The 18,694-nt window shown below is 64.8% G+C and carries 15 protein-coding genes; 6 read left to right on the top strand and 9 right to left on the bottom strand.

Annotated elements, in window-relative coordinates:
* Positions 1-46: 46 nt before the first annotated feature.
* Both QXK92_RS04020 and QXK92_RS04015 read right to left on the bottom strand, forming a co-directional pair.
* Positions 47-541 carry an SRPBCC family protein gene (locus QXK92_RS04020; protein WP_306240375.1) on the bottom strand — a complete coding sequence of 165 codons (495 nt, stop codon included), beginning with the start codon at positions 539-541 and terminating at the stop codon, positions 47-49.
* Positions 541-1,170, bottom strand: a complete 630-nt coding sequence (locus QXK92_RS04015; RefSeq protein ID WP_306240374.1) for a nitroreductase family protein — start codon at positions 1,168-1,170, stop codon at positions 541-543. Before QXK92_RS04015 ends, QXK92_RS04020 begins: the two co-directional genes overlap by 1 nt.
* Positions 1,171-1,369: 199 nt before the next feature.
* Here QXK92_RS04015 and QXK92_RS04010 point away from each other — a divergent pair, with 199 nt between their 5' ends.
* Entirely contained in the window at positions 1,370-2,059 is a 690-nt protein-coding gene (locus QXK92_RS04010) for a hypothetical protein (protein WP_306240373.1), read from the top strand.
* 6 nt (positions 2,060-2,065) lie between these two features.
* A complete protein-coding gene (locus tag QXK92_RS04005; RefSeq protein WP_306240372.1) occupies positions 2,066-3,499 on the top strand; it encodes a class I adenylate-forming enzyme family protein in 1,434 nt (477 codons plus the stop codon).
* Here QXK92_RS04005 and QXK92_RS04000 read toward each other — a convergent pair.
* Positions 3,496-4,464, bottom strand: coding sequence for a nitronate monooxygenase family protein (locus QXK92_RS04000; RefSeq protein WP_306240371.1), 969 nt, complete (start codon positions 4,462-4,464; stop codon positions 3,496-3,498). The two genes, QXK92_RS04005 and QXK92_RS04000, sit on opposite strands and share 4 nt — an antisense overlap.
* The gene (locus QXK92_RS03995) at positions 4,461-5,075 is read right to left on the bottom strand and encodes a TetR/AcrR family transcriptional regulator (protein WP_306240370.1); all 615 of its coding nucleotides are present in this window, start codon (positions 5,073-5,075) and stop codon (positions 4,461-4,463) included. The genes QXK92_RS04000 and QXK92_RS03995 overlap by 4 nt, the downstream gene beginning before the upstream one ends.
* A 181-nt stretch (positions 5,076-5,256) precedes the next feature.
* On the opposite strand from QXK92_RS03995, the gene QXK92_RS03990 reads away from it, so the two are divergent.
* Positions 5,257-6,819 (top strand): NAD(P)/FAD-dependent oxidoreductase, encoded by a 1,563-nt coding sequence (locus tag QXK92_RS03990; protein ID WP_306240369.1) that lies wholly within the window; start codon positions 5,257-5,259, stop codon positions 6,817-6,819.
* On the opposite strand, the gene QXK92_RS03985 is transcribed toward QXK92_RS03990, so the two are convergent.
* The 3 genes from QXK92_RS03985 to QXK92_RS03975 are packed head-to-tail and all read right to left on the bottom strand — an operon-like array spanning position 6,816 to position 8,646.
* A complete protein-coding gene (locus QXK92_RS03985) occupies positions 6,816-7,259 on the bottom strand; it encodes an SRPBCC family protein (protein ID WP_306240368.1) in 444 nt (147 codons plus the stop codon). The two genes, QXK92_RS03990 and QXK92_RS03985, sit on opposite strands and share 4 nt — an antisense overlap.
* A 42-nt stretch (positions 7,260-7,301) precedes the next feature.
* Complete coding sequence (locus tag QXK92_RS03980) at positions 7,302-8,306, bottom strand: zinc-binding dehydrogenase (RefSeq protein ID WP_306240367.1); 1,005 nt, start codon at positions 8,304-8,306, stop codon at positions 7,302-7,304.
* Positions 8,307-8,319: 13 nt separating this feature from the next.
* Complete coding sequence (locus QXK92_RS03975) at positions 8,320-8,646, bottom strand: helix-turn-helix transcriptional regulator (protein WP_306240366.1); 327 nt, start codon at positions 8,644-8,646, stop codon at positions 8,320-8,322.
* An 87-nt stretch (positions 8,647-8,733) separates the two neighbouring features.
* Between QXK92_RS03975 and QXK92_RS03970 the strand changes: the two genes are divergently transcribed.
* Positions 8,734-10,005 carry a PucR family transcriptional regulator gene (locus QXK92_RS03970; protein ID WP_306240365.1) on the top strand — a complete coding sequence of 424 codons (1,272 nt, stop codon included), beginning with the start codon at positions 8,734-8,736 and terminating at the stop codon, positions 10,003-10,005.
* Entirely contained in the window at positions 10,005-10,709 is a 705-nt protein-coding gene (locus QXK92_RS03965) for an MBL fold metallo-hydrolase (protein ID WP_306240364.1), read from the top strand. The genes QXK92_RS03970 and QXK92_RS03965 overlap by 1 nt, the downstream gene beginning before the upstream one ends.
* 8 nt (positions 10,710-10,717) lie before the next feature.
* Here QXK92_RS03965 and QXK92_RS03960 read toward each other — a convergent pair whose 3' ends face one another.
* Positions 10,718-11,092 carry a hypothetical protein gene (locus QXK92_RS03960; RefSeq protein ID WP_306240363.1) on the bottom strand — a complete coding sequence of 125 codons (375 nt, stop codon included), beginning with the start codon at positions 11,090-11,092 and terminating at the stop codon, positions 10,718-10,720.
* Positions 11,093-11,386: 294 nt separating this feature from the next.
* On the opposite strand from QXK92_RS03960, the gene aceA reads away from it, so the two are divergent.
* Complete coding sequence (gene aceA / locus QXK92_RS03955; RefSeq protein WP_306240362.1) at positions 11,387-13,675, top strand: isocitrate lyase ICL2; 2,289 nt, start codon at positions 11,387-11,389, stop codon at positions 13,673-13,675.
* Between the two features lie 76 nt (positions 13,676-13,751).
* Here aceA and QXK92_RS03950 read toward each other — a convergent pair whose 3' ends face one another.
* Positions 13,752-18,017: a PPE family protein gene (locus QXK92_RS03950; protein ID WP_306240361.1), complete on the bottom strand. Its 4,266-nt coding sequence runs from the start codon at positions 18,015-18,017 to the stop codon at positions 13,752-13,754.
* Between the last annotated feature and the right edge of the window lie 677 nt (positions 18,018-18,694).

The raw sequence follows: 18,694 nt of genomic DNA, 5'->3' as shown, positions 1-18,694 counted from the left end.
AACTAGCTTAGCGGGCTGCGGGGCTCATTTCGAACCCGCGAGCCGATCAGTCCAGGCGCCGTACCGGGCCGGCGTAGCCCAGCGCGTGTTCGTAGGTGTCGAGATTGTCCCGCGAGATTCGGGCGTGTACCGGACGCTCCAGGAGTAAACGCAGTACCGGGTTGTACGCGTGGTAGGTCTCGTGGAAGGTGAGCACGGTAGTGCCGTCAGGCTGCTCGTCGAGTTGGTGGTAGCCCTCGGCCCGGGACCACAACGGCTTTCCGATGGCGACATACCGCGACAACTTGTTGATCTTCGCCTCGGTGACGGTCTCCCACGACCGGCCCTTTCCTCCGGAGAACAGGTATTTCGGCACCGGAAAGACGCACGTACGCACCAGCCCTTCACCCGCCTCATCGCCCTCGTTGAGAATTTCCATGCTGCCCGTAGGCCAACTGAGCACCCGCGGGCGCGGCGCGTTCGGCGGCACCGGAGGATGCAACACGCGCCACACCCTGGCCGGCGGAGCGTCCACGTGGAACCGCACGGTGTAGGACTGCATCAGCCTTCACCCCATTCGTCGAAAAAGGTGATCGTTTCGGCCGGCGGTCGCGCCGCGGGCCGAAAATCGGTCCCGATCGTGTAGGCCACCGGAAACAAGGCCGCCTGAGTGACAGAGCTGGGAATACCGAGCAGGTCCGCGACCTCGCGCTCCCGGGCCAGGTGCATCGTGGTCCACACCGAGCCCAGACCGCGCGACCTCAAGGCAAGCAGAAAGCTCCAGCCGGCCGGAATGATGGACGCCCAGGCCGACGCGGCGGCCAGTCGATTGCTTTCGTCGATGGACTGCAGAAGGCAGGGAATTACCAGCACCGGAACCTTGGCCAGGGTGTCGGTGAGGCCCAGCGCGCTCTGATAGACGCGCTTGGTCTGCGGATTTTCGGAGTTGGCGGCGGCATGAACCAGATACTCGGCGCCCACGCTGCGGTAGATCTCCGCGATGGCGGCGCGCTTGCCGGGATCGGTGACCACCACCCAGCGCCAGTCCTGGGCGTTGCTGGCGGTGGGTGCCTGCATCGCCAGGCGTATGCATTCCATGACCACGTCACGGCTCACCGGGCGGGTCAGGTCGAGACGTTTGCGAACCGCACGGGTGGTGGTGAGCAGTTCGTCGACCGAAGCGATATCCATCCCGTCCCTTTCACCGGTTTCCGTGTCACGAAGTTACCGCGGTTTACCCGACGCATCCCAGCGCCATCCCGCCGATATTGACGTCACCGTCGGCCCTGCGTGGACAGGACGATTTGCTGCTATTAACGTCCTGCCAGTAAGTGAGTGAGCGGGCGTTCAGAAGGCAGCGCCGCGTGGGAGGTCTTGGTCGTTGCTTTTCATGCACGAAGTTCACACGGTGCGAGGCCGCGCCGAAGACGAGTTCGAGGCCGCGTTTCGGGACGGTTGGATGCCGATGCTGGCGGCCGGCGACGAGGCCCGACTGCTCTGGTACACCAACCAGGCGCAGGGTAGCGGGCCGGCCTACACCGTCATCACCGTGACCGCGGTGCGTGACGGAGCGGCCTGGGAGCGCTTGACCAAGCGGGTCCAGCAGGGTGACCTGCGCGACTGGATGCACCACACCGATGAACTGCGCCATGGCGTCGACGCCAAACTGCTGGTGCCGCTGCCGTGGTCGCCGATGCAGGAGGTGGCGTTCGACGAGGTGCCGGTCGACGGCCGCGAACACGAGATGAGCCTCTACATGGAAGACACCATGTGGCCCTACGAGGACAAGTTCGAGGAGTACATCGTCCGGTGCGGCGAGGTATATGCCCGCAGCCTCGAGCAGCCGTCGTCGATGTTGAAGATGGATGCCTCGTTTCAGCCCGCGCTCGGCAGCCATCTGCGTCGTGAAGTCATTCTGATGCAGCAGATCAGCCGGCCCGAAGCGCTGCTCGACCTGCTCCGGACCCACATCCCGGCGGAGTACCGCACCCCCGGAACCTGGCTGCACGACGCGTTGGACCTGCGTGACCAGTGGACCAGCAGGCTGCTGCGCACCTCGACCTGGTCGCCCCTGTACTAAGGATTCATGAATCTCGGGACGATCATCGACGCCGCCGCGGTCGCCGATCCGCAGCGCAGCGCCCTGATCATCGACGGCCAGCGAATCAGTTACGGGGCGCTCGATGACGCGGTGCGCCGGTGCACGGCCGGGCTGGCGGCGGCGGGGGTCAAATCCGGCGACCGGGTCGCGGTCGTCGACACGGCGAGCGTGCTGTCCATCGCCTCTCTGCTCGGCACGGCGCGAATCGGAGCCACCGCTGCCTTGATGAACCCCGCGTTGACGCCGGCGGAGTTGGCTGCGCTGCTCGACAACGCCGGTTGCTGTTCGGCGGCGGTGGCGGGGGAGGCGTTCGTGCATCGGCTCCCCGAGTCGACGAGAGCGCTCACGGCGGCCGAACTCCTCAGCGCCGACGCGTCCATGACCGCCGCTGCCGATGACGTGGATCGACCGGCCATGGTGCTGTTCACCAGCGGCACCACCGGCTTGCCGAAAACCGTCGACATCGGCAGCCGTCAGCTGGCTGCGCGTTTGAGCAGGACATCCAAGCCGTTCGCGCCGGGCACTCCACCCGTAATTGTGATGATGTGTGTGCCCTACTTTCACGTAGGCGGTTCCCTCGGACTGCTCGCCAGCCTGTATTCGGGCAACACCCTGGTGGTGCAGCAGCGGTTCGACGCCGGCGAGTGGTTGCGTCTGGTGTCGCAGCATCGGGTCACCGGCATGTTCCTGGTGCCGACGATGCTGCACCGGATTCTGGAACACCCCGACTTCGCCGCGACCGATCTGTCGTCGCTGGCTGCCATCACCTACGGAGCCGCCGCCGCACCCTCGGCACTGATGCGCAGGGCCATAGCCGCACTGCCGAATGTGGCGTTCACCAACGTTTTCGGTCAAACCGAGACGCTGGGTACCTACGCCAACCTCACCGCCGCCGATCATCTCGATCCGGCCCGGGCGGGCTCGGTCGGCCGGCCGTTGCCGGGGGTCGAGGTGCGGGTGGTCGACCCGGTCACCGGCGCCGACGTGGAGCCGGGAGCGGTCGGGGAACTGTGGGTCAACTCGCCGGTCAACACCGTCGCGGGATGGTTGCGCACCGGCGATCTGGGCCGCGTGGACGCCGACGGTTACATCTTTCCCAGCGGCAGACTGCGCGACACCATCAACCGTGGCGGTGAGAAGTTCGGCCCCATCGAGGTGGAAGAGGCGCTGCGTTCGCATCCGGCCGTCAGTGATGTGGCGGTCGCCGGAGTTCCCGACGATGAACTGGGACAGCGGGTGGGCGCCGCGGTCGTGCCCCGCGCACCGGTGACACTCGAGGAGCTGCGGTCGCACTGCCGGGACTTGATCGCCTACTTCAAGCTGCCCGAACGTCTGGCGGTCGTCGGCGACATCCCCTACAACGCGACCGGCAAGGTCGACCGCCGCCGGCTGGCCGAGCTGATCTGCGAGCGTTCTTAGTCGTTGTCCCGCTTCATAATTCGCGTCGCGTCGCGCACCATGGCGGTGAGGATGTCGGCGGCCGGCCGCACCTCATGAATCAGCCCCACGGCCTCACCCACCAGTACGGTATCGACGTCGAAGTCCTCGGCCGCAACGCCTTCCCGGTAGGCGCTGATGGTTTCGGGAAGCCGCGCGAGCAGCTCGTCCGGGCTGGCGTGCCAGCGCTCGATCAGAGCGTTGCGCACCAGCCGCAGATCATAGCCGTCTGGCCAATCCCGTTGTCGCACAATGTCAAACACTGTGGTGCGCATCGTATCGTCGCCGCCGGCCGCAATCGCCCGCCGTTGCGCCGCGGGAGACACCAGCGCTTCTTCAGACGCCCAGAATCTGGTACCGGCCAAGACCCCGTCCGCGCCGAGGGCCAGCGCCGCGGCCAGGCCGCGGCCGTCGGCGATTCCCCCGGCAGCCACTACCAGTGTCGCGGGTGCCCGTTCCGCGACCAGGTCGACGACTTCGGGCACCAGCGTGAAGGTGGAACGGACGCTCATCCCGTGCCCACCCGCCTCGCCACCCTGGGCGACGATGATGTCTGCGCCGGCCTCCATCGCCTGGCCGGCCTGCGCCAGGTTCTGCACCTGGGCGGTCAATGCAACACCAGCCCGGTGGATGCGATCCGCGAACGGTTCGAGGTCGCCGAACGACAGCATGACCGTTGGCGGCTGTTGCTCCAGCACGGTGTCGAGAAGGTCGGGTATACGCGCCAGGCTCCACGTGATGAAGCCGTAGCCGACGCGGGCGCCCCGGGCCGCGGCGATCTCGGACCGCAACCACTGCGGATCGCCATATCCGCCGCCGACGAGTCCCAGGCCACCGGCAGCGGTGACCGCCGCCGCCAGCCGACCACCCGACACCAGGGCCATCGGCGCCAGCAGGACCGGATGCTCAATGGCCAGGAAATCCGTAAGGCGGGTGCGCAGCGTCATCGTTGTGCCTGCGCCGCCAGCGGCGCCAGCCCGGACTGAACCAGAGCCAGACTCTTGGCAACTAACTCGCCCAAATCACCAGAACAGCCATTACGGCCCCAATTCTCCACGGCCACAACGAGAGCCGCTGCCAGTGTCGAGCCGGCCACTTCGGCCACCAGGTCGATGTCGGGCAGCTCGGAGTTCCGGGCCCGGACGAAATCGGTCAGAACGGTGGCGAACGAGGCCTGCACCACCCGCAGATGACCGGCGATGCGCTCGGCGCTGATCAGCTCCGTACGGGCGGTTGCTGCCTGGCGGACAACTTCGAGATCATGCGGGTAGGAGGCCACACCGGCAAGCACCGCGTCGAACAGCGATTCCGAGGCCGGACGCTCGGCCAGCGCGTCGGCCAACCATTCCAGCTGGGTCTCGTAGTCCTGGAACAGCACCGCCTCTTTCGTGGGAAAGTGCCGGAAGAAGGTGCGCTCGGTGACGCCTGCCGCACGGGCCAACTCCGTCACTGTGACGTTCGCAAACCCTTTGCGGGCAAAGCTTTTCAGCGCCGCCTGCCGAAGCGCGTCATGCGTCGACCGGCGACGAGCCTGGTGGCCGTTCATCGCAGCGCTCATGTCCACACCGGATGGTATCCGACGAGACCTACCACGCGAGCAGACACAAACTCGCGCCACGCGGCGCTGCCGCGCGCGAGTTTGTGTCTGCTCGCGACATGGGAACTGGTCAGTGCTGACATCTTCCGATTATGTCAGTACTGACATATTCTTGCCGCACGGGTCTCGGCGAGGAGGTCGGATGACGGATTACGACGCGATCGTGGTGGGCGCGGGACACAACGGTCTGACCGCCGCGGCGATACTGCAGCGCGCGGGGCTGCGCACGGTCTGCCTGGAGGCCAACACCTACGCCGGAGGTATGGCGGCGACCGTCGAGTTGATCGACGGCTTCCGGTACGAGATCGCAGGGTCGGTGCAGTTCCCCACCGCAAGCCAGATCACCAAGGACCTCGGCCTGGACACGCTGCCCACCGTGGAACCGGAGGTGATGTCCACCAACATCGGTGAAAACGGTGAGGAGCCCATGGTCTTCTACCGCGACCCGATGCAATTGATGACACACCTGGGGGAGAAGCACGGCGTCGAGGCGGTGCTGGGAATGGCCGAACTGATCGGCTGGAGCCATGGCCCGGCAAAAGCACTGGGCCGCTTCGATGTTCGCAAGCCTCCGAAGACTCTCGACGAGATGTACGCGTGCGCGGCCAACGAGGGGGAGCGGCGCGCGATCCACGAGATGCTGTTCGGCTCGGCCATGGACGTCATCGACCGCTATCTGCCTGATAAAGACAGACATGCGGTGATGCGCGGGATGCTGGCTTTCCTGGCCGTAAACTCCACCTACCGGGGCCCCTACACACCGGGCAGCGCAACATGCCTCGCTTTCGCCCTGGCGGTACCCGACAACAGCACCTCGATGATGACCAAGCTCAAGGGCGGAATCGGCGCACTCACCGAACACCTGCGCGAGCTTTTCGTCTGCCACGGCGGCGAGATCCGCTATCGCGCCAAGGTCGAGCAGATTCTCGTCAGTCACGGCAAGGTGACCGGCGTTCGACTGCGGGACGGCTCCACCATCACGGCGCCTATCGTGGTGTCGAACTTGGCACCCGATCTCACCCTGACAGGTCTGATCGAACCCGAACATGTTCCTGCCGAACTCGTTTCGCGCCTGGCGGGCCGTGACCACCGCGCCTCGTTCATCCAGATGCACTTCGCCCTCGACGGGCTGCCCGAATTCGCCCCGCCCTATGAGTTGCTGAACGAAGAGGGCATGCAGATGTCAGTCGGCATCTTCGGCTCGCCCGAAGAGCAGCAGCGGCACTGGGAGAATTGCCGCCGCGGCATCGTGCCGGACAACCCCTCGATGGGCCTGCAGATCCCGTCGGTGCACGATCCCGGCCTCGCGCCGCGCGGCAAGCACGCCGCCAGCGCCTACGCGTACGCCTTCCCGGTAGAGGTCTCCCGCGACCAGCACGGACACCTCAAAAATGAGATGGCGCAACGGGTTATCGACAAGATCAGCAGATTCGCCCCGAACTTTAAAGACATCGTGATTCGCCACATCACGTTCGCGCCTTATCACATGAACACCATGTTCGCCGCGCCCGGCGGGGACTTCTGCCACGGACTGCTGCACCCGGACCTGATGGGTCCAAACCGTCCCGGCCCGAAGGGCTTTCTGGATTTCCCGATACCGATCGCGGGGCTCTACCTCGGCGGCGCCGGGTGCCACGGTGGACCCGGCATCACCTTCACGCCCGGCTACAACGCCGCGTATCAGGCCCTCGAGGACGCGACCTAGGCGCTCTTCTTCACCTGCAGGACGCGCTTGCGCAGGCCCTTGGTCGCCATGTCCATCAACACTTTCGTGCCCTGCCTGACAAAGAATCCGGGCACCGGCATACTCAGTTCGACTGTCAGGTCGAAGCGCACGCGGGTGGAGTCACCGTCGGGCGTCAGGGTGTAGCGGCCGTTCTGCGCCTTCTGCTGCTTGGCCTTGATCAGACTCCAGCCCACCCCGTCGTCGTGCACGGTGTAGGCCAGTTCCTGTTCCTCGGTGAACCCGACGAGTTTGACGACTTGTCGCGACTTCAGCGGGTGACCCTGGTCATCCCGTTCGAGCACCTCGACCTTCTGGTGCACTGACGACCACTCCGGCAGAGTCTCGATATCGAACAACACATCCATAATCTCGTCGGGTTTCGCCTCGATGACGACCTCACGGGACTCGGTGACAGCCATGCGCCAAACATAACCACCACGGCGCCGCCTGAAACCATCCGGCTATGGGACGAGCACGACCTTGCCGATGTTCTCCCGCGAGGCCAGGATGCGATGCGCTTCCGGCGCCTGTGCGAAGGGCACCGCCGCATGCACGACCGGAGACACCGTCCCGTCGTGCAGCGCCTCGCTCAGCGGGGTGATCCAAGGCTCGAGAGAGCCCCGGTCGTCCCACAACTTGAGCATATTGAGCCCGATGACGGTCTTGGACTCCGAGAGCTGGTCGATGAGGTTGAACCCGCGCAGCATCGCCAGGGCATGCGGCGCAGCCTTGCGCAGCGAACGCTTCTCACCCTCCTGCATATTCGAGATCCCGTAACCCACAAGCCGTCCGCCCGGACGTAGCAGGTGGTAGGAGCGACGCAGCGACGTGCCACCCAGCGCGTCCAGGACGATGTCGTAGGGCTCGAGTCCCTTCCACCAGCCGTCCTGGCGGTAGTCGATCGCACGATCCACCCCGAGTTCGGCGAGCTTGCCGTGCTTGCCCGGGGATGCGGTGCCGTGAATTTCCGCGCCGGCCGCCTTGGCGAACTGAATGGCCGCGATGCCGACCCCGCCGGCAGCGGCATGAATCAGCACCCGCTCGCCGGCGCGCAGCGATCCGTAACCGTGCAGGCCGGCCCACGCGGTCGCGTAGTTTACCGGGACCGCGGCGCCCTGCTCGAAGCTCACCGCGTCGGGCAGCGCCACCGAATCGGCTTCGGCAACGTTGACGATCTCCGCGTAGCCGCCGAATCGCGTTCCCGCCAAAACCCTTTGGCCGACGCGACCCTGATCCACGCCGTCGCCGACGGCCGTCACCGTGCCGGCCACCTCGTAGCCGACGACGGCCGGAAGCTTCGGTGCGTCGGGATACAGGCCCACGCGGGCGAGGTGGTCGGCGAAATTGACTCCGGCGGCGCGGACTTCGACGCGCAGTTGGCCTGGACCCGGCGGTGGCGGGTCCGGTCGCTCCTGCACCTTCAGGACCGACGGGTCGCCGTGCTTGGTGATAACGACTGCGCGCATTCTTACCTCTCGTTCATTGCTGCTTCTCCGCCGACTCGGCGAGTGCGGCAAGCCTTGCCCGCCAAAACTTCTCGAACGGGTGCAGCCAGTCACCGAGCTCGGCCAACGGTTCCGCGGTCAGGCGGTAGATGCGGCGGCGGCCCTGCGCCTCATCAGCCACCAAGCCGGCGTCACGCAACACCTTGAGGTGTTCAGCTACGGCCGGCCGACTCAACTCGAACCGTTCACTGAGTTCCCCGGCGGACATAGACTGGCAGCTCAGGATCTCAAGGAGTCTGCGCCGCACCGGATTTGCCAGTGCCGCGAAGATGCGATCACAGACGCGGTCGGCGTTGGCCACTCGCGCACTATATGTCGGGGTTTCCCGACATGTCAACTTCTTCCGACATCTGGCAACCCTGGCGTCCGCCATCTAAGGTGACCACACGTGAGCGACGATGCGGCAAGTATGGACGCGCATCAGTGCGTCGTCACCATCGCCGCCCGGCTACAACAAAAGGTCGACCAGATCAGCGTCGCGATCTGCACCGCTCTCGTTGCCGAGATACCCGAACTATGCGGCGAGGACCGTACGTTCGAGATGCTCGACGCCGGCGTTGCGGCCAACCTCGACACGATTTTCCAGGTGCTGCTGCATGACGTGCCGGTCAGTGATTGCTCTGTCCCCGGGCTGGCCATCGACTACGTCCGGCGCCTGGCCCGACATGAAGTCCCGGCCAACAGCCTGGTACGTGCCTACCGGCTTGGGCAGCGACAGATGACTGAGCACGTATTCGGCGAACTGCGCACCCTGCAGATGGAACCGACCACCCAGGTCGCGGTGATCGAGGCGATCACCACCGTCGTCTTCGAGTACGTGGACTGGGTTTCACAACACTTCATGGGAGCGTACGAAACCGAACAAAGACAGTGGCTGGAGAATCAGAACAGCATCCGGGCGATGCGGGTTCGCGACCTGCTCAGCGACGACACCGCCGTCGCCATCGACACCGCCTCTGCGGCAATCGATTATCCCCTTCACGCACAGCACCTCGCACTGGTCGTCTGGCATGCGACAGAGGACGATCTACCCCGGCTTCAGCGGTTCACCCACGAATTGGCTACCGCGGTAAGTACCTCAGCGAGACCGCTTTTCGCTGCGGTCGACCGGGCCACCGCGTGGGTTTGGTTGCCTTTTCGATCAGCACCCGGTGAACTCACCGCCCGAGTGCGCGATTACACCAACGCACGTCCGGAATCCCCGAGCATTGCGATGGGTGCACTGGGCTCCGGCGTCCAGGGATTCCGCCGATCTCACCGTCAGGCCCAGCGTGCACGGGCCGCCGTGCTGACCGGGGAGCGCAAACCCCCGGCATCCCGACGGGTGCTGGTCGCGGCCACTGATCCCGCAGTCATGGGGACGGCGTTGTTGGGCACCAGCATCGGCGAGGTCCGTGGCTGGGTCGCAGACGTCCTGGGCAATCTGGCGTCCGATACCGAGGGCGACGCGCTGCTGAGGGAGACACTGCGGGTATTCCTGCACCGCGGCTCCACGCACGAGGTCGCGGCGAAGGAACTCAACGTCAGCTTCAATGACCTTCGCAGTCGGGTCGAACGCGCGGTCGGCCGCCGCGGCCGGCCGATCGACGATCGCGCCGACGTCGAGCTCGCGTTGTTCGTCTGCCATTGGTACGGCTCGGCTGTGCTGCGACCGGCCTGATGCAGCAAGATTGGGAGAGGCTGAGCGACGGCGTGTATCGGTGCCGGTTGGCCTTCTGCGACGTCACGATCGGCCTGGTCTGCGGGCACAACGGAACGCTGCTCGTCGACACCGGCACCACTCTCGGGGAGGCCCGGGCAGTGCAGGCCGATGTGCGCGAACTCGCGGCCCAGCCCGTGACTCATGTTGTGCTGACGCACAAGCACTTTGACCATGTCCTCGGTTCTTCGGTGTTCAGCGGAGCCCGGATTTACTGCGCACCGGAGGTAGTCGACTATCTGTCGTCAGCGCCGGATCATCTGCGTGCCGATGCGTTGGCATACGGTGCCGATGCCGCGGCGGTCGATGACGCGATTGCCGCCTTGCGGCTACCGCCGCACGGAATATCCGACGCAACGGTCGATCTGGGTGACCGCTCGGTCACCATCACTCACCTCGGCGCTGGCCACACCCGCTCCGACCTGGTCGTCGTGGTTCCGGCACGCCACTCGGGCGAGCCAACCGTGGTGTTCACCGGCGACCTGGTCGAGGAGTCCGCCGACCCCGCGGTGGACGCCGATTCCGACTTGGTGGCCTGGCCGGACACCCTGGACCGGCTCCTGGCGACCGCGGGATCAGATGCCGTGTTCGTGCCCGGACATGGACGGGTAGTCGACGCTGAGTTCGTCCGGCGCCAACGGGATTGGTTGCGAACCGGACCCTAGAACCTGAGTCAACGTGCGGACGCGGTGCACGCGGCGATGAGCGCGTCGGGGTCGGTGACGCTGACCACCAGCACCTTCAGGGTGATCGACTTCCACCAGACGCTCGCCGGTACCGGGGGGTCCATCGTCAACTGCACGAGACCCTTGCGCGACCCGTTGACCAGCCAGCGGGAGCCCATGACGTGGACGCCGGCGGTAAACACCCGCTCGTTGCTCGCCTCGGCACTCTTGATCGACGACAGAGGGATGTCGGCGGTAAAGGCCCACCCCATCTTGACGTGCAGCTTGCCGCCCTCGACCCGCAACTCGCTGCTCTTGGGCCCGAGCCCGACCGCCACCGCTAAGGGGACATACCACCGGTCAAAGCGCAATTCCGCTTGCACGGTTGTGACGGTACGCCTGGCGGGGCGTCCGGGCGAGCGTTTCGGCCGGCCGCCACAAACGGACGTCTTTGAATACAAAACCCGTTGTACGAGAAGGAGTTCCCTTACGGCACCCGGTGTCTGATCCGGCAGCCCGATGCGCCGCCGGCCTCCGACGCAACCGGCCCGATCGCACGGCGGGTGTCGTAGCAGCATGGCCGCGCTGTGCGGGCCTCGGCCGGTGATTTAGCTCACGTCTGGTGGGCATACACTCACTGCGTCAGGGGAACCGGGGCTTAGGAGGAGCGGAAGGCCATGGCCATCGCTGAAACGGACAACGCAGTCCAATCACCGTTCGAGCAGGATGTCGCCGCCACCCAGCGGTATTTCGAGAGTTCGCGGTTCAACGGCATCACCCGGCTTTATACCGCCCGGCAGGTCGTCGAGCAGCGCGGCACGATCCCGACCGACTACACCGTGGCACGCGAAGCGGCGGCCGCGTTCTACGAGCGCCTGCGCGAGCTGTACGCCGAACACAAGAGCATCACCACCTTCGGCCCCTACTCGCCGGGCCAGGCCGTGAGTATGAAGCGCATGGGCATCGAGGGGATCTACCTCGGCGGCTGGGCAACCTCCGCCAAGGGCTCCACCACCGAGGACCCGGGGCCTGACCTGGCGAGTTATCCACTCAGCCAGGTCCCCGACGATGCCGCCGTGCTGGTGCGCGCGCTGCTCACGGCCGACCGCAACCAGGAGTACCAGCGGCTCAACATGAACGAGCGGCAACGGGCGACGGCGACCAAGTACGACTTCCGGCCGTTCATCATCGCCGACGCCGACACGGGCCACGGTGGTGATCCGCACGTGCGCAACCTGATTCGCCGTTTCGTCGAGGTCGGTGTGCCGGGCTACCACATCGAGGACCAGCGTCCGGGCACCAAGAAGTGTGGCCACCAGGGCGGCAAGGTTCTGGTGCCGTCCGACGAGCAGATCAAGCGCCTCAACGCCGCCCGCTTCCAGCTCGACATCATGCGGGTGCCCGGAATCATCGTGGCCCGTACCGACGCCGAGGCCGCGAACCTCATCGACAGCCGCGGCGACGAGCGTGACCAGCCTTTCCTGCTGGGCGCGACGAACCTGAGCATCCCCTCGTACAAGAGCTGTTTCCTGGCGATGATGCGGCGCTTCTATGACTCGGGCGTCGAGGAGATCAACGGCCATCTGCTGTACGCGCTCAGCGACGGCGAATACGCGGCAGCGAACGCGTGGCTGGAACGCAACGGGATCCTGGATCTCGTCGCCGAGGCCATCAGCAAGTGGCGTGACAGCGGGGAGCTGTCGATCGACGACGTGTACGACGAGGTCGAGTCGCGTTTCGTCGCCGCCTGGGAAGACGCCGCCGGAGTGATGACTTACGGCGAGGCCGTGGCCGAGAAGCTCGAATTCGGTGAGAGCGAAGGAGAGCCCTCTGGGATGAGTCCCGCGGAGTGGCGCGAATTCGCCTCGACGGCGTCCCTTTATGCCGCACGGGCCAAAGCCAAAGAACTGGGCGCCGACGCGAGCTGGGATTGCGAGCTGGCCAAGACGCCCGAGGGCTACTACCAGATCCGGGGCGGCATTCCGTATGCGATCGCCAAGTCGCTTGCCGCCGCGCCCTTCGCCGACATCCTGTGGATGGAGACCAAGACCGCCGACCTCGCCGACGCGCGCCAGTTCGCCGAGGCGATCCACGCCGTGTTCCCGGACCAGATGCTCGCCTACAACCTCTCGCCTTCGTTCAACTGGGACACCACCGGGATGAGCGACGACGAGATGCGGCAGTTCCCCGTCGAACTCGGCAAGATGGGCTTCGTCTTCAACTTCATCACCTATGGCGGGCATCAGATCGACGGTGTCGCCGCCGAGGAGTTCGCCACCAACCTGCGCCAGGACGGCATGCTGGCGCTGGCACGGTTGCAGCGCAAGATGCGTCTGGTGGAATCGCCCTACCGCACCCCGCAGACCCTGGTCGGCGGGCCACGCAGCGATGCGGCGCTGGCCGCGTCCTCCGGTCGCACGGCAACCACCAAGTCCATGGGCAAAGGCTCGACACAGCACCAGCATCTGGTGCAGACCGAGGTGCCCAAGAAGCTGCTGGAGGAGTGGCTGGCACTGTGGAGCGAGCACTACCAGCTCGGCGAGAAATTGCGGGTCACGTTGCGGCCCCGCCGCGCCGGCTCGGACGTGCTGGAACTCGGGATCTACGGCGAGGGCGACGAGCAGTTGGCCAACGTCGTCGTCGACCCGATCAAGGACCGGCATGGCCGCAGCATCCTGCAGGTGCGTGACCAGAACACCTTCGCCGAAAAGCTGCGGCAGAAGCGGCTGATGACACTGATCCACCTTTGGCTGGTGCACCGGTTCAAGGCGGACGCGGTCTACTACGTGACACCGACCGAGGACAACCAGTACCAGACCGAGAAGATGAAGTCGCACGGCATCTTCAGCGAGGTCTACCAGGAGGTCGGGGAGATCATCGTCGCCGACGTGAACAAGCCGCGCATCGAGGAGCTGCTGAACCCGGATCGGGTGGCGCTGCGGAAGCTCGTCCTCAAGGAGGACTGACCCCTCGAGTCTCGCTTCACTACAACGCAATTCGCGCCTGCCTAACAGGACAGGCGCGAATTGCGTTGAGGGGGGTTTACGTCGTGCCGCGGAAGAACAGGCCTGACAGGTTGTTGCCGACGTTGGCGACGCCCGAGACGAAGCTGCGCACGGCGAGGTCGAGCACGCCGGTGTTGGCGAAGCCTGAGACGCCGCTGCCGAAGTTGCTGACAGCCGAGATCAGGCCACCCCAGTTCTGGAAACCTGAACCACCAGTTAGCCCAGGACCATTCGAGTTGTACCAACCAGACAGGCCTGCACCGTTGTTGCCGAATCCGGAGTTGCCGCCGGTGCCGGAGTTGAAGAATCCCGACGACGGCCCGAGGCTTGAGTTCAAGTATCCCGGCGCCGGGGGGATGTTGAATTCGGTGATCAATGTGCTGGGCAGATGGATGCTCGGGATGACCAGCGGTGGCGTGGTGAACGACGACAGACCGATCGGCGGGATGGTGATAGGCGGCGTCGAGAACTGCACCGTGGTGAGATCCGGCAGGGTGAAGGCACCCAGTCCGATCCGGCCGATCTCCAGCGGCGGGGTGGTGAACGCCGGCGTGGTGATGTCGGGCAACGTGAAGGCACCCAAACCAATTCGGCCGATCTCGAGCGGCGGGGTGGTGAACGCCACTGTGGTGATATCCGGCAGAGTGAACCCACCCAAACCAATCCGGCCGATCTCCAACGGCGGCGTGGAGAACGCCGGCGTCGTGATATCCGGCAACGTAAAGGCCCCCAGCCCGATTCGCCCGATGTTCAGCGGCGGCGTGCTGAACGCCGGCGTCGTGATATCCGGCAACGTAAACCCACCCAAACCAATCCGGCCGATCTCCAACGGCGGCGTGGAGAACGCCGGCGTCGTGATATCCGGCAACGCGAACGCCCCCAAACCGATCCGGCCGATGTTCAGCGGCGGCGTCGAGAACGCCGGCGTCGTGATATCGGGCAAGGCGAAGTTGCTCACGCCGATCGGGTTGATCGTCAACTGCGGAGTCGAGAACGCGGGCGTCGTGATATCCGGCAATGTGAAGGCACCCAGGCCGATCCGCCCGATTTCCAGCGGCGGCGTGGTAATTGCCGGCGTCGTGATATCGGGCAAGTTGAAGGCGCCCAATCCGATCCGGCCGATCTCTAGCGGCGGCGTCGTGAACGCCGGGGTGGTGATATCCGGCAGGGCGAAGTTGCTCACCCCGATCGGGTTGATCGTCAACGGCGGCGTCGAGAACGCTGGTGTGATGATGTCTGGAAGTGTGAAACCACTCAGTCCGATCGGGCCAATTTCCAACGGCGGCGTCGTGATCACCGGCGTCTTGATGTCAGGCAGCGCGAAGTTGCTCACCCCGATCGGGTTAATCGTCAACGGCGGAGTCGAGAACGCCGGCGTGGTGATATCCGGCAGCGCGAAGTTACCCACACCGATCGGGTTAATCGTCAACGGCGGCGTCGAGATTTGCGGAGTCGTGATGGCCGGCAACGTGAAGCCGGCGGTCGTGATTGGATCGACGTGGATGGCGGGGATGTTGATCGTAGGCAGGTTGATTGGCGGTATCGTCAGCGATTCAATCGCGTAAGGAATTCCGAAGCCATTGATGTAGCCGCCGCCGATACTGACAAACGCATTGGGTCCACCGTTACCACCGATCTGCGGATATACCCCCGCCAAACCCGTTTGCAGGAACGTGATGTTGTTGGGGAGGAAAATGACGATGTCGTTGATTCGCGCCTCAGGCAGATAGATGGTGCCCGTAGTAAGAGTTCCGGCGATTCTTGGCGTATTGAATGCATCCGTCGTGATGCCCTTTATGGCAATAGCTGGGGTATCGATCTTCGGCAGGCTGAACCCTCCGATCTGAGTTCCCGCCGGAATCGAGAACGACGGGACGGTGACTGATGGAATGCTCAGCGCAGGCAGGCTGAACGCACCGAGCGCCGTCCCGGCGGGAATGGTAATCGGCGGCACACTCAGCGATGGAATGCTTAGTGTGGGCAGGTTGAAGGCACCCAAGGCTGTCCCCGCCGGGATCGTGACCGACGGAATGGTCAGCGAGGGGATACTCAACGCCGGCAAGTCGAACGCACCCAATGCGGTCCCTGCCGGAATCGTGAACGACGGGACGGTCAACGGCGGAATGCTCAGCGCCGGCAGGTTGAACGCACCTAAAGCTGTGCCCGCCGGGATCGAGAACGACGGCACATTCAAGGACGGAATGCTCAGCGGCGGGAGATCGAACGCACCCAACGCAGTCCCCGCCGGGATCTTGAACGACGGGACAGTGAGGGAGGGAATACTCAACTCCGGCAGGTTGAACGCACCCAAAGCCGTCCCCGCCGGAATCGACACCGACGGCACATTCAACGACGGAATACTCAACTCCGGCAAGTTGAACGCACCCAACGCCGTCCCCGCCGGAATCGACACCGACGGCACATTCAACGACGGAATACTCAACTCCGGCAAGTTGAACGCACCCAAGGCCGTCCCCGCCGGAATCGACACCGACGGCACCGTGACCGACGGAATGCTCAGCGTCCCCAGATTGAACGCACCCAACGCCGTCCCCGCCGGAATCGACACCGACGGCACATTCAACGACGGAATACTCAACTCCGGCAGGTTAAACGCACCCAACGCCGTCCCCGCCGGAATCGAGAACGACGGCACATTCAACGATGGAACACTCAACGTCGGCAAATCAAACGCACCCAACGCCGTCCCCGCCGGAATCGAGAATGACGGCACCGTGACCGACGGAATGCTCAGCGTCCCCAGATTGAACGCACCCAACGCCGTCCCCGCCGGAATCGAGAACGATGGCACATTCAGCGACGGAATGCTCAACGTCGGCAGGTCAAACGCACCCAAGGCGGTGCCTGCGGGGATAGAGAACGAGGGGATGGTCAGCCCGGGCAGACTGGCCGTGGGCAGATCGAATGCCGGAATCGAGAATCCGGGGATCTCGAGGGGTGGCAATGTCAGATCGGGCGTGGTGATCGCAATGTGGAGAGCGCCCTGGCCGACCCCGCGGTAGAACACACCGTTATTCATCTGACCGGTGTTGAACAGGCCGTTATTCATGTCGCCGTAGTTCAGGATCCCGGTGTTGATGCTGCCCGGGTTGAGGAATCCGGTGTTGGCGAAACCGGTGTTGAACGAACCGGTGTTGGAGGCGCCGGGATTGAAGCTGCCCATGTTGAAGCTGCCGACGTTGACGTTGCCGGTGTTCGCGTCGCCGACGTTGAAGATTCCGCTGTTGAACGAACCTGCATTGAGGAAGCCGCTGTTGCCCGAGCCGGGGCTCCACAGGCCGGTGTTGAAGTTGCCGGCGTTGCCGATGCCGAAGTTTCCGTTGCCCGAGTTGAAGAAGCCGATGTTGTTGTTGCCGGAGTTGAACAGGCCGAGATTTCCGGTGCCCGAGTTCAATCCGCCGACGCCGATCTGACCGGTGCCCGTCAGTCCGATACCGATATTGCCGTTGCCGCTGTTGCCGAACCCAAAGTTGCCGATGCCGGCGTTGCCGAAGCCGAAGTTGTTGCTGCCGAGGTTGCCCAGGCCGAAGTTGCCGTTACCGAGGTTGGCGAAACCGAGGTTTGAGAGGCCGGCATTGCCCCAGCCGAAGTTGAGGTTTCCAAGGTTGCCGCCACCGAGGTTGTTCTGGCCGAAATTCCCGTTACCGACGTTCGCCGTGCCGATGTTGGCCAGTCCGAGGTTGGAGTTGAGGAAGCTGTCCAGTGTGACCGCCGGCGTCGCGGCCGCACCGGGTGCGCCGCTTGCCAGCACACCCGCCAGGCTCTGCAATGGCTGCGCGAAAGGCTGCAGCGCCGATGCCACCGCCGAGGCACCGGCGTGATACGCCGACATCGCCGACACATCCAGCGCCCACATCTCCTCGTAGAGCGCCTCCGCGCTGGCGATCGCTGGGGCGTTCTGCCCGAAGATGTTTGACAACACCAACGACACGAAGTTGCTGCGGTTAGCCGCGATCAACTCCGGGTGCACCATGGCCGCCCGGACAGCGTCGAACTCCGCCGCCATGGTGCTGGCCTGCGCCGCTGACTGCCCGGCCTGCGATGCCGCCGCGCTCAGCCATCCCGCGTAGGGCGCGGCAGCGGCCGCCATCGCGGTTGCCGCGGCACCCTGCCACGACCCGTTGACCAAGCTGGCGGTCACCGACCCGAAAGAGGCTGCAGCAGTGGCTAACTCATCGGCCAGGCTTTCCCAGGCGGTCGCCGCGGCCAGCATCGGCTCGGGCCCCGCTCCGGCGGAGATCAACGCGGAGTTGATTTCTGGTGGCAGCACAAAAAAGCTCATGGTTGGACCTCTCAGGTGGCATCGCTGGTGTTGGCATCAAGCCAATGAAGGGCGACACAACCGACCAGGGCCCGAACCCGCGGTTGCAGCTAACGCATCTCGTAGCGGAGAAGCTAGCGGACATCTGGCGGGGTAGAGCATCAGATTTATCTACGCGAGATGAAAACGTTATCTTATCGTTATTTGGCGATCGGGCTTTTGCCAAGTTGCTTTACACGGACGCCCTGCGGTGCCAGTGAGCCGGCCAATGTCAACCGCATCGCTCAGACCCGTGGAGAGTCAACATGATTCGCACTCCGGACCACGCCGGGTTGCCTTGGCCGTGAAATGGCATAAGGAGTCAAATACGTCCCCAGCGCACGGCGAAATAGACGCATATTCGGCGCAAATAGGTCATGCCCAGCTCGCAAAACCGAAGGCTGTCCGAACAACACGACACGGCAGACACGGACCGATCCCCACCCCGGTTGGGGAGCCTACAGTGGAGCAGCCGCGGCGGCGGAAGAACGCGCGAAAATCTCTACCCGCCCTGAGGTGACCCGGCTGCCGACGACGGGCGGCCAGGGAAGAACGCTCCGACAACTGCCGGCAAGTCCAAGGCGTCGGCACTGCCGACGCCCGAGACCCATGTTCAGAAGCCGACTCCCGCAACGGGCCGCACCGGCTCTGAAAAGGTG

Source organism: Mycobacterium sp. TY815, assembly GCF_030755135.1.
Taxonomy (GTDB): Bacteria; Actinomycetota; Actinomycetes; order Mycobacteriales; family Mycobacteriaceae; genus Mycobacterium.
The sequence above is the reverse complement of the archived record's forward strand: the minus strand, read 5'-3'. Positions and strand labels throughout refer to the sequence as shown.

Excerpts from the sequence above, each read along its gene's own strand:
- QXK92_RS03965 (WP_306240364.1), top strand. The coding sequence starts at position 10,005 with ATGCAGCAAGATTGGGAGAGGCTGAGCGACGGCGTGTATCGGTGCCGG.
- QXK92_RS03985 (WP_306240368.1), bottom strand. The coding sequence starts at position 7,259 with ATGGCTGTCACCGAGTCCCGTGAGGTCGTCATCGAGGCGAAACCCGAC.
- QXK92_RS04015 (WP_306240374.1), bottom strand. The coding sequence starts at position 1,170 with ATGGATATCGCTTCGGTCGACGAACTGCTCACCACCACCCGTGCGGTT.
- QXK92_RS04005 (WP_306240372.1), top strand. The coding sequence starts at position 2,066 with ATGAATCTCGGGACGATCATCGACGCCGCCGCGGTCGCCGATCCGCAG.
- QXK92_RS03980 (WP_306240367.1), bottom strand. The coding sequence starts at position 8,306 with ATGCGCGCAGTCGTTATCACCAAGCACGGCGACCCGTCGGTCCTGAAG.
- QXK92_RS04010 (WP_306240373.1), top strand. The coding sequence starts at position 1,370 with ATGCACGAAGTTCACACGGTGCGAGGCCGCGCCGAAGACGAGTTCGAG.
- QXK92_RS04020 (WP_306240375.1), bottom strand. The coding sequence starts at position 541 with ATGCAGTCCTACACCGTGCGGTTCCACGTGGACGCTCCGCCGGCCAGG.
- QXK92_RS03950 (WP_306240361.1), bottom strand. The coding sequence starts at position 18,017 with ATGAGCTTTTTTGTGCTGCCACCAGAAATCAACTCCGCGTTGATCTCC.
- aceA (WP_306240362.1), top strand. The coding sequence starts at position 11,387 with ATGGCCATCGCTGAAACGGACAACGCAGTCCAATCACCGTTCGAGCAG.
- QXK92_RS03995 (WP_306240370.1), bottom strand. The coding sequence starts at position 5,075 with ATGAGCGCTGCGATGAACGGCCACCAGGCTCGTCGCCGGTCGACGCAT.
- QXK92_RS03990 (WP_306240369.1), top strand. The coding sequence starts at position 5,257 with ATGACGGATTACGACGCGATCGTGGTGGGCGCGGGACACAACGGTCTG.
- QXK92_RS04000 (WP_306240371.1), bottom strand. The coding sequence starts at position 4,464 with ATGACGCTGCGCACCCGCCTTACGGATTTCCTGGCCATTGAGCATCCG.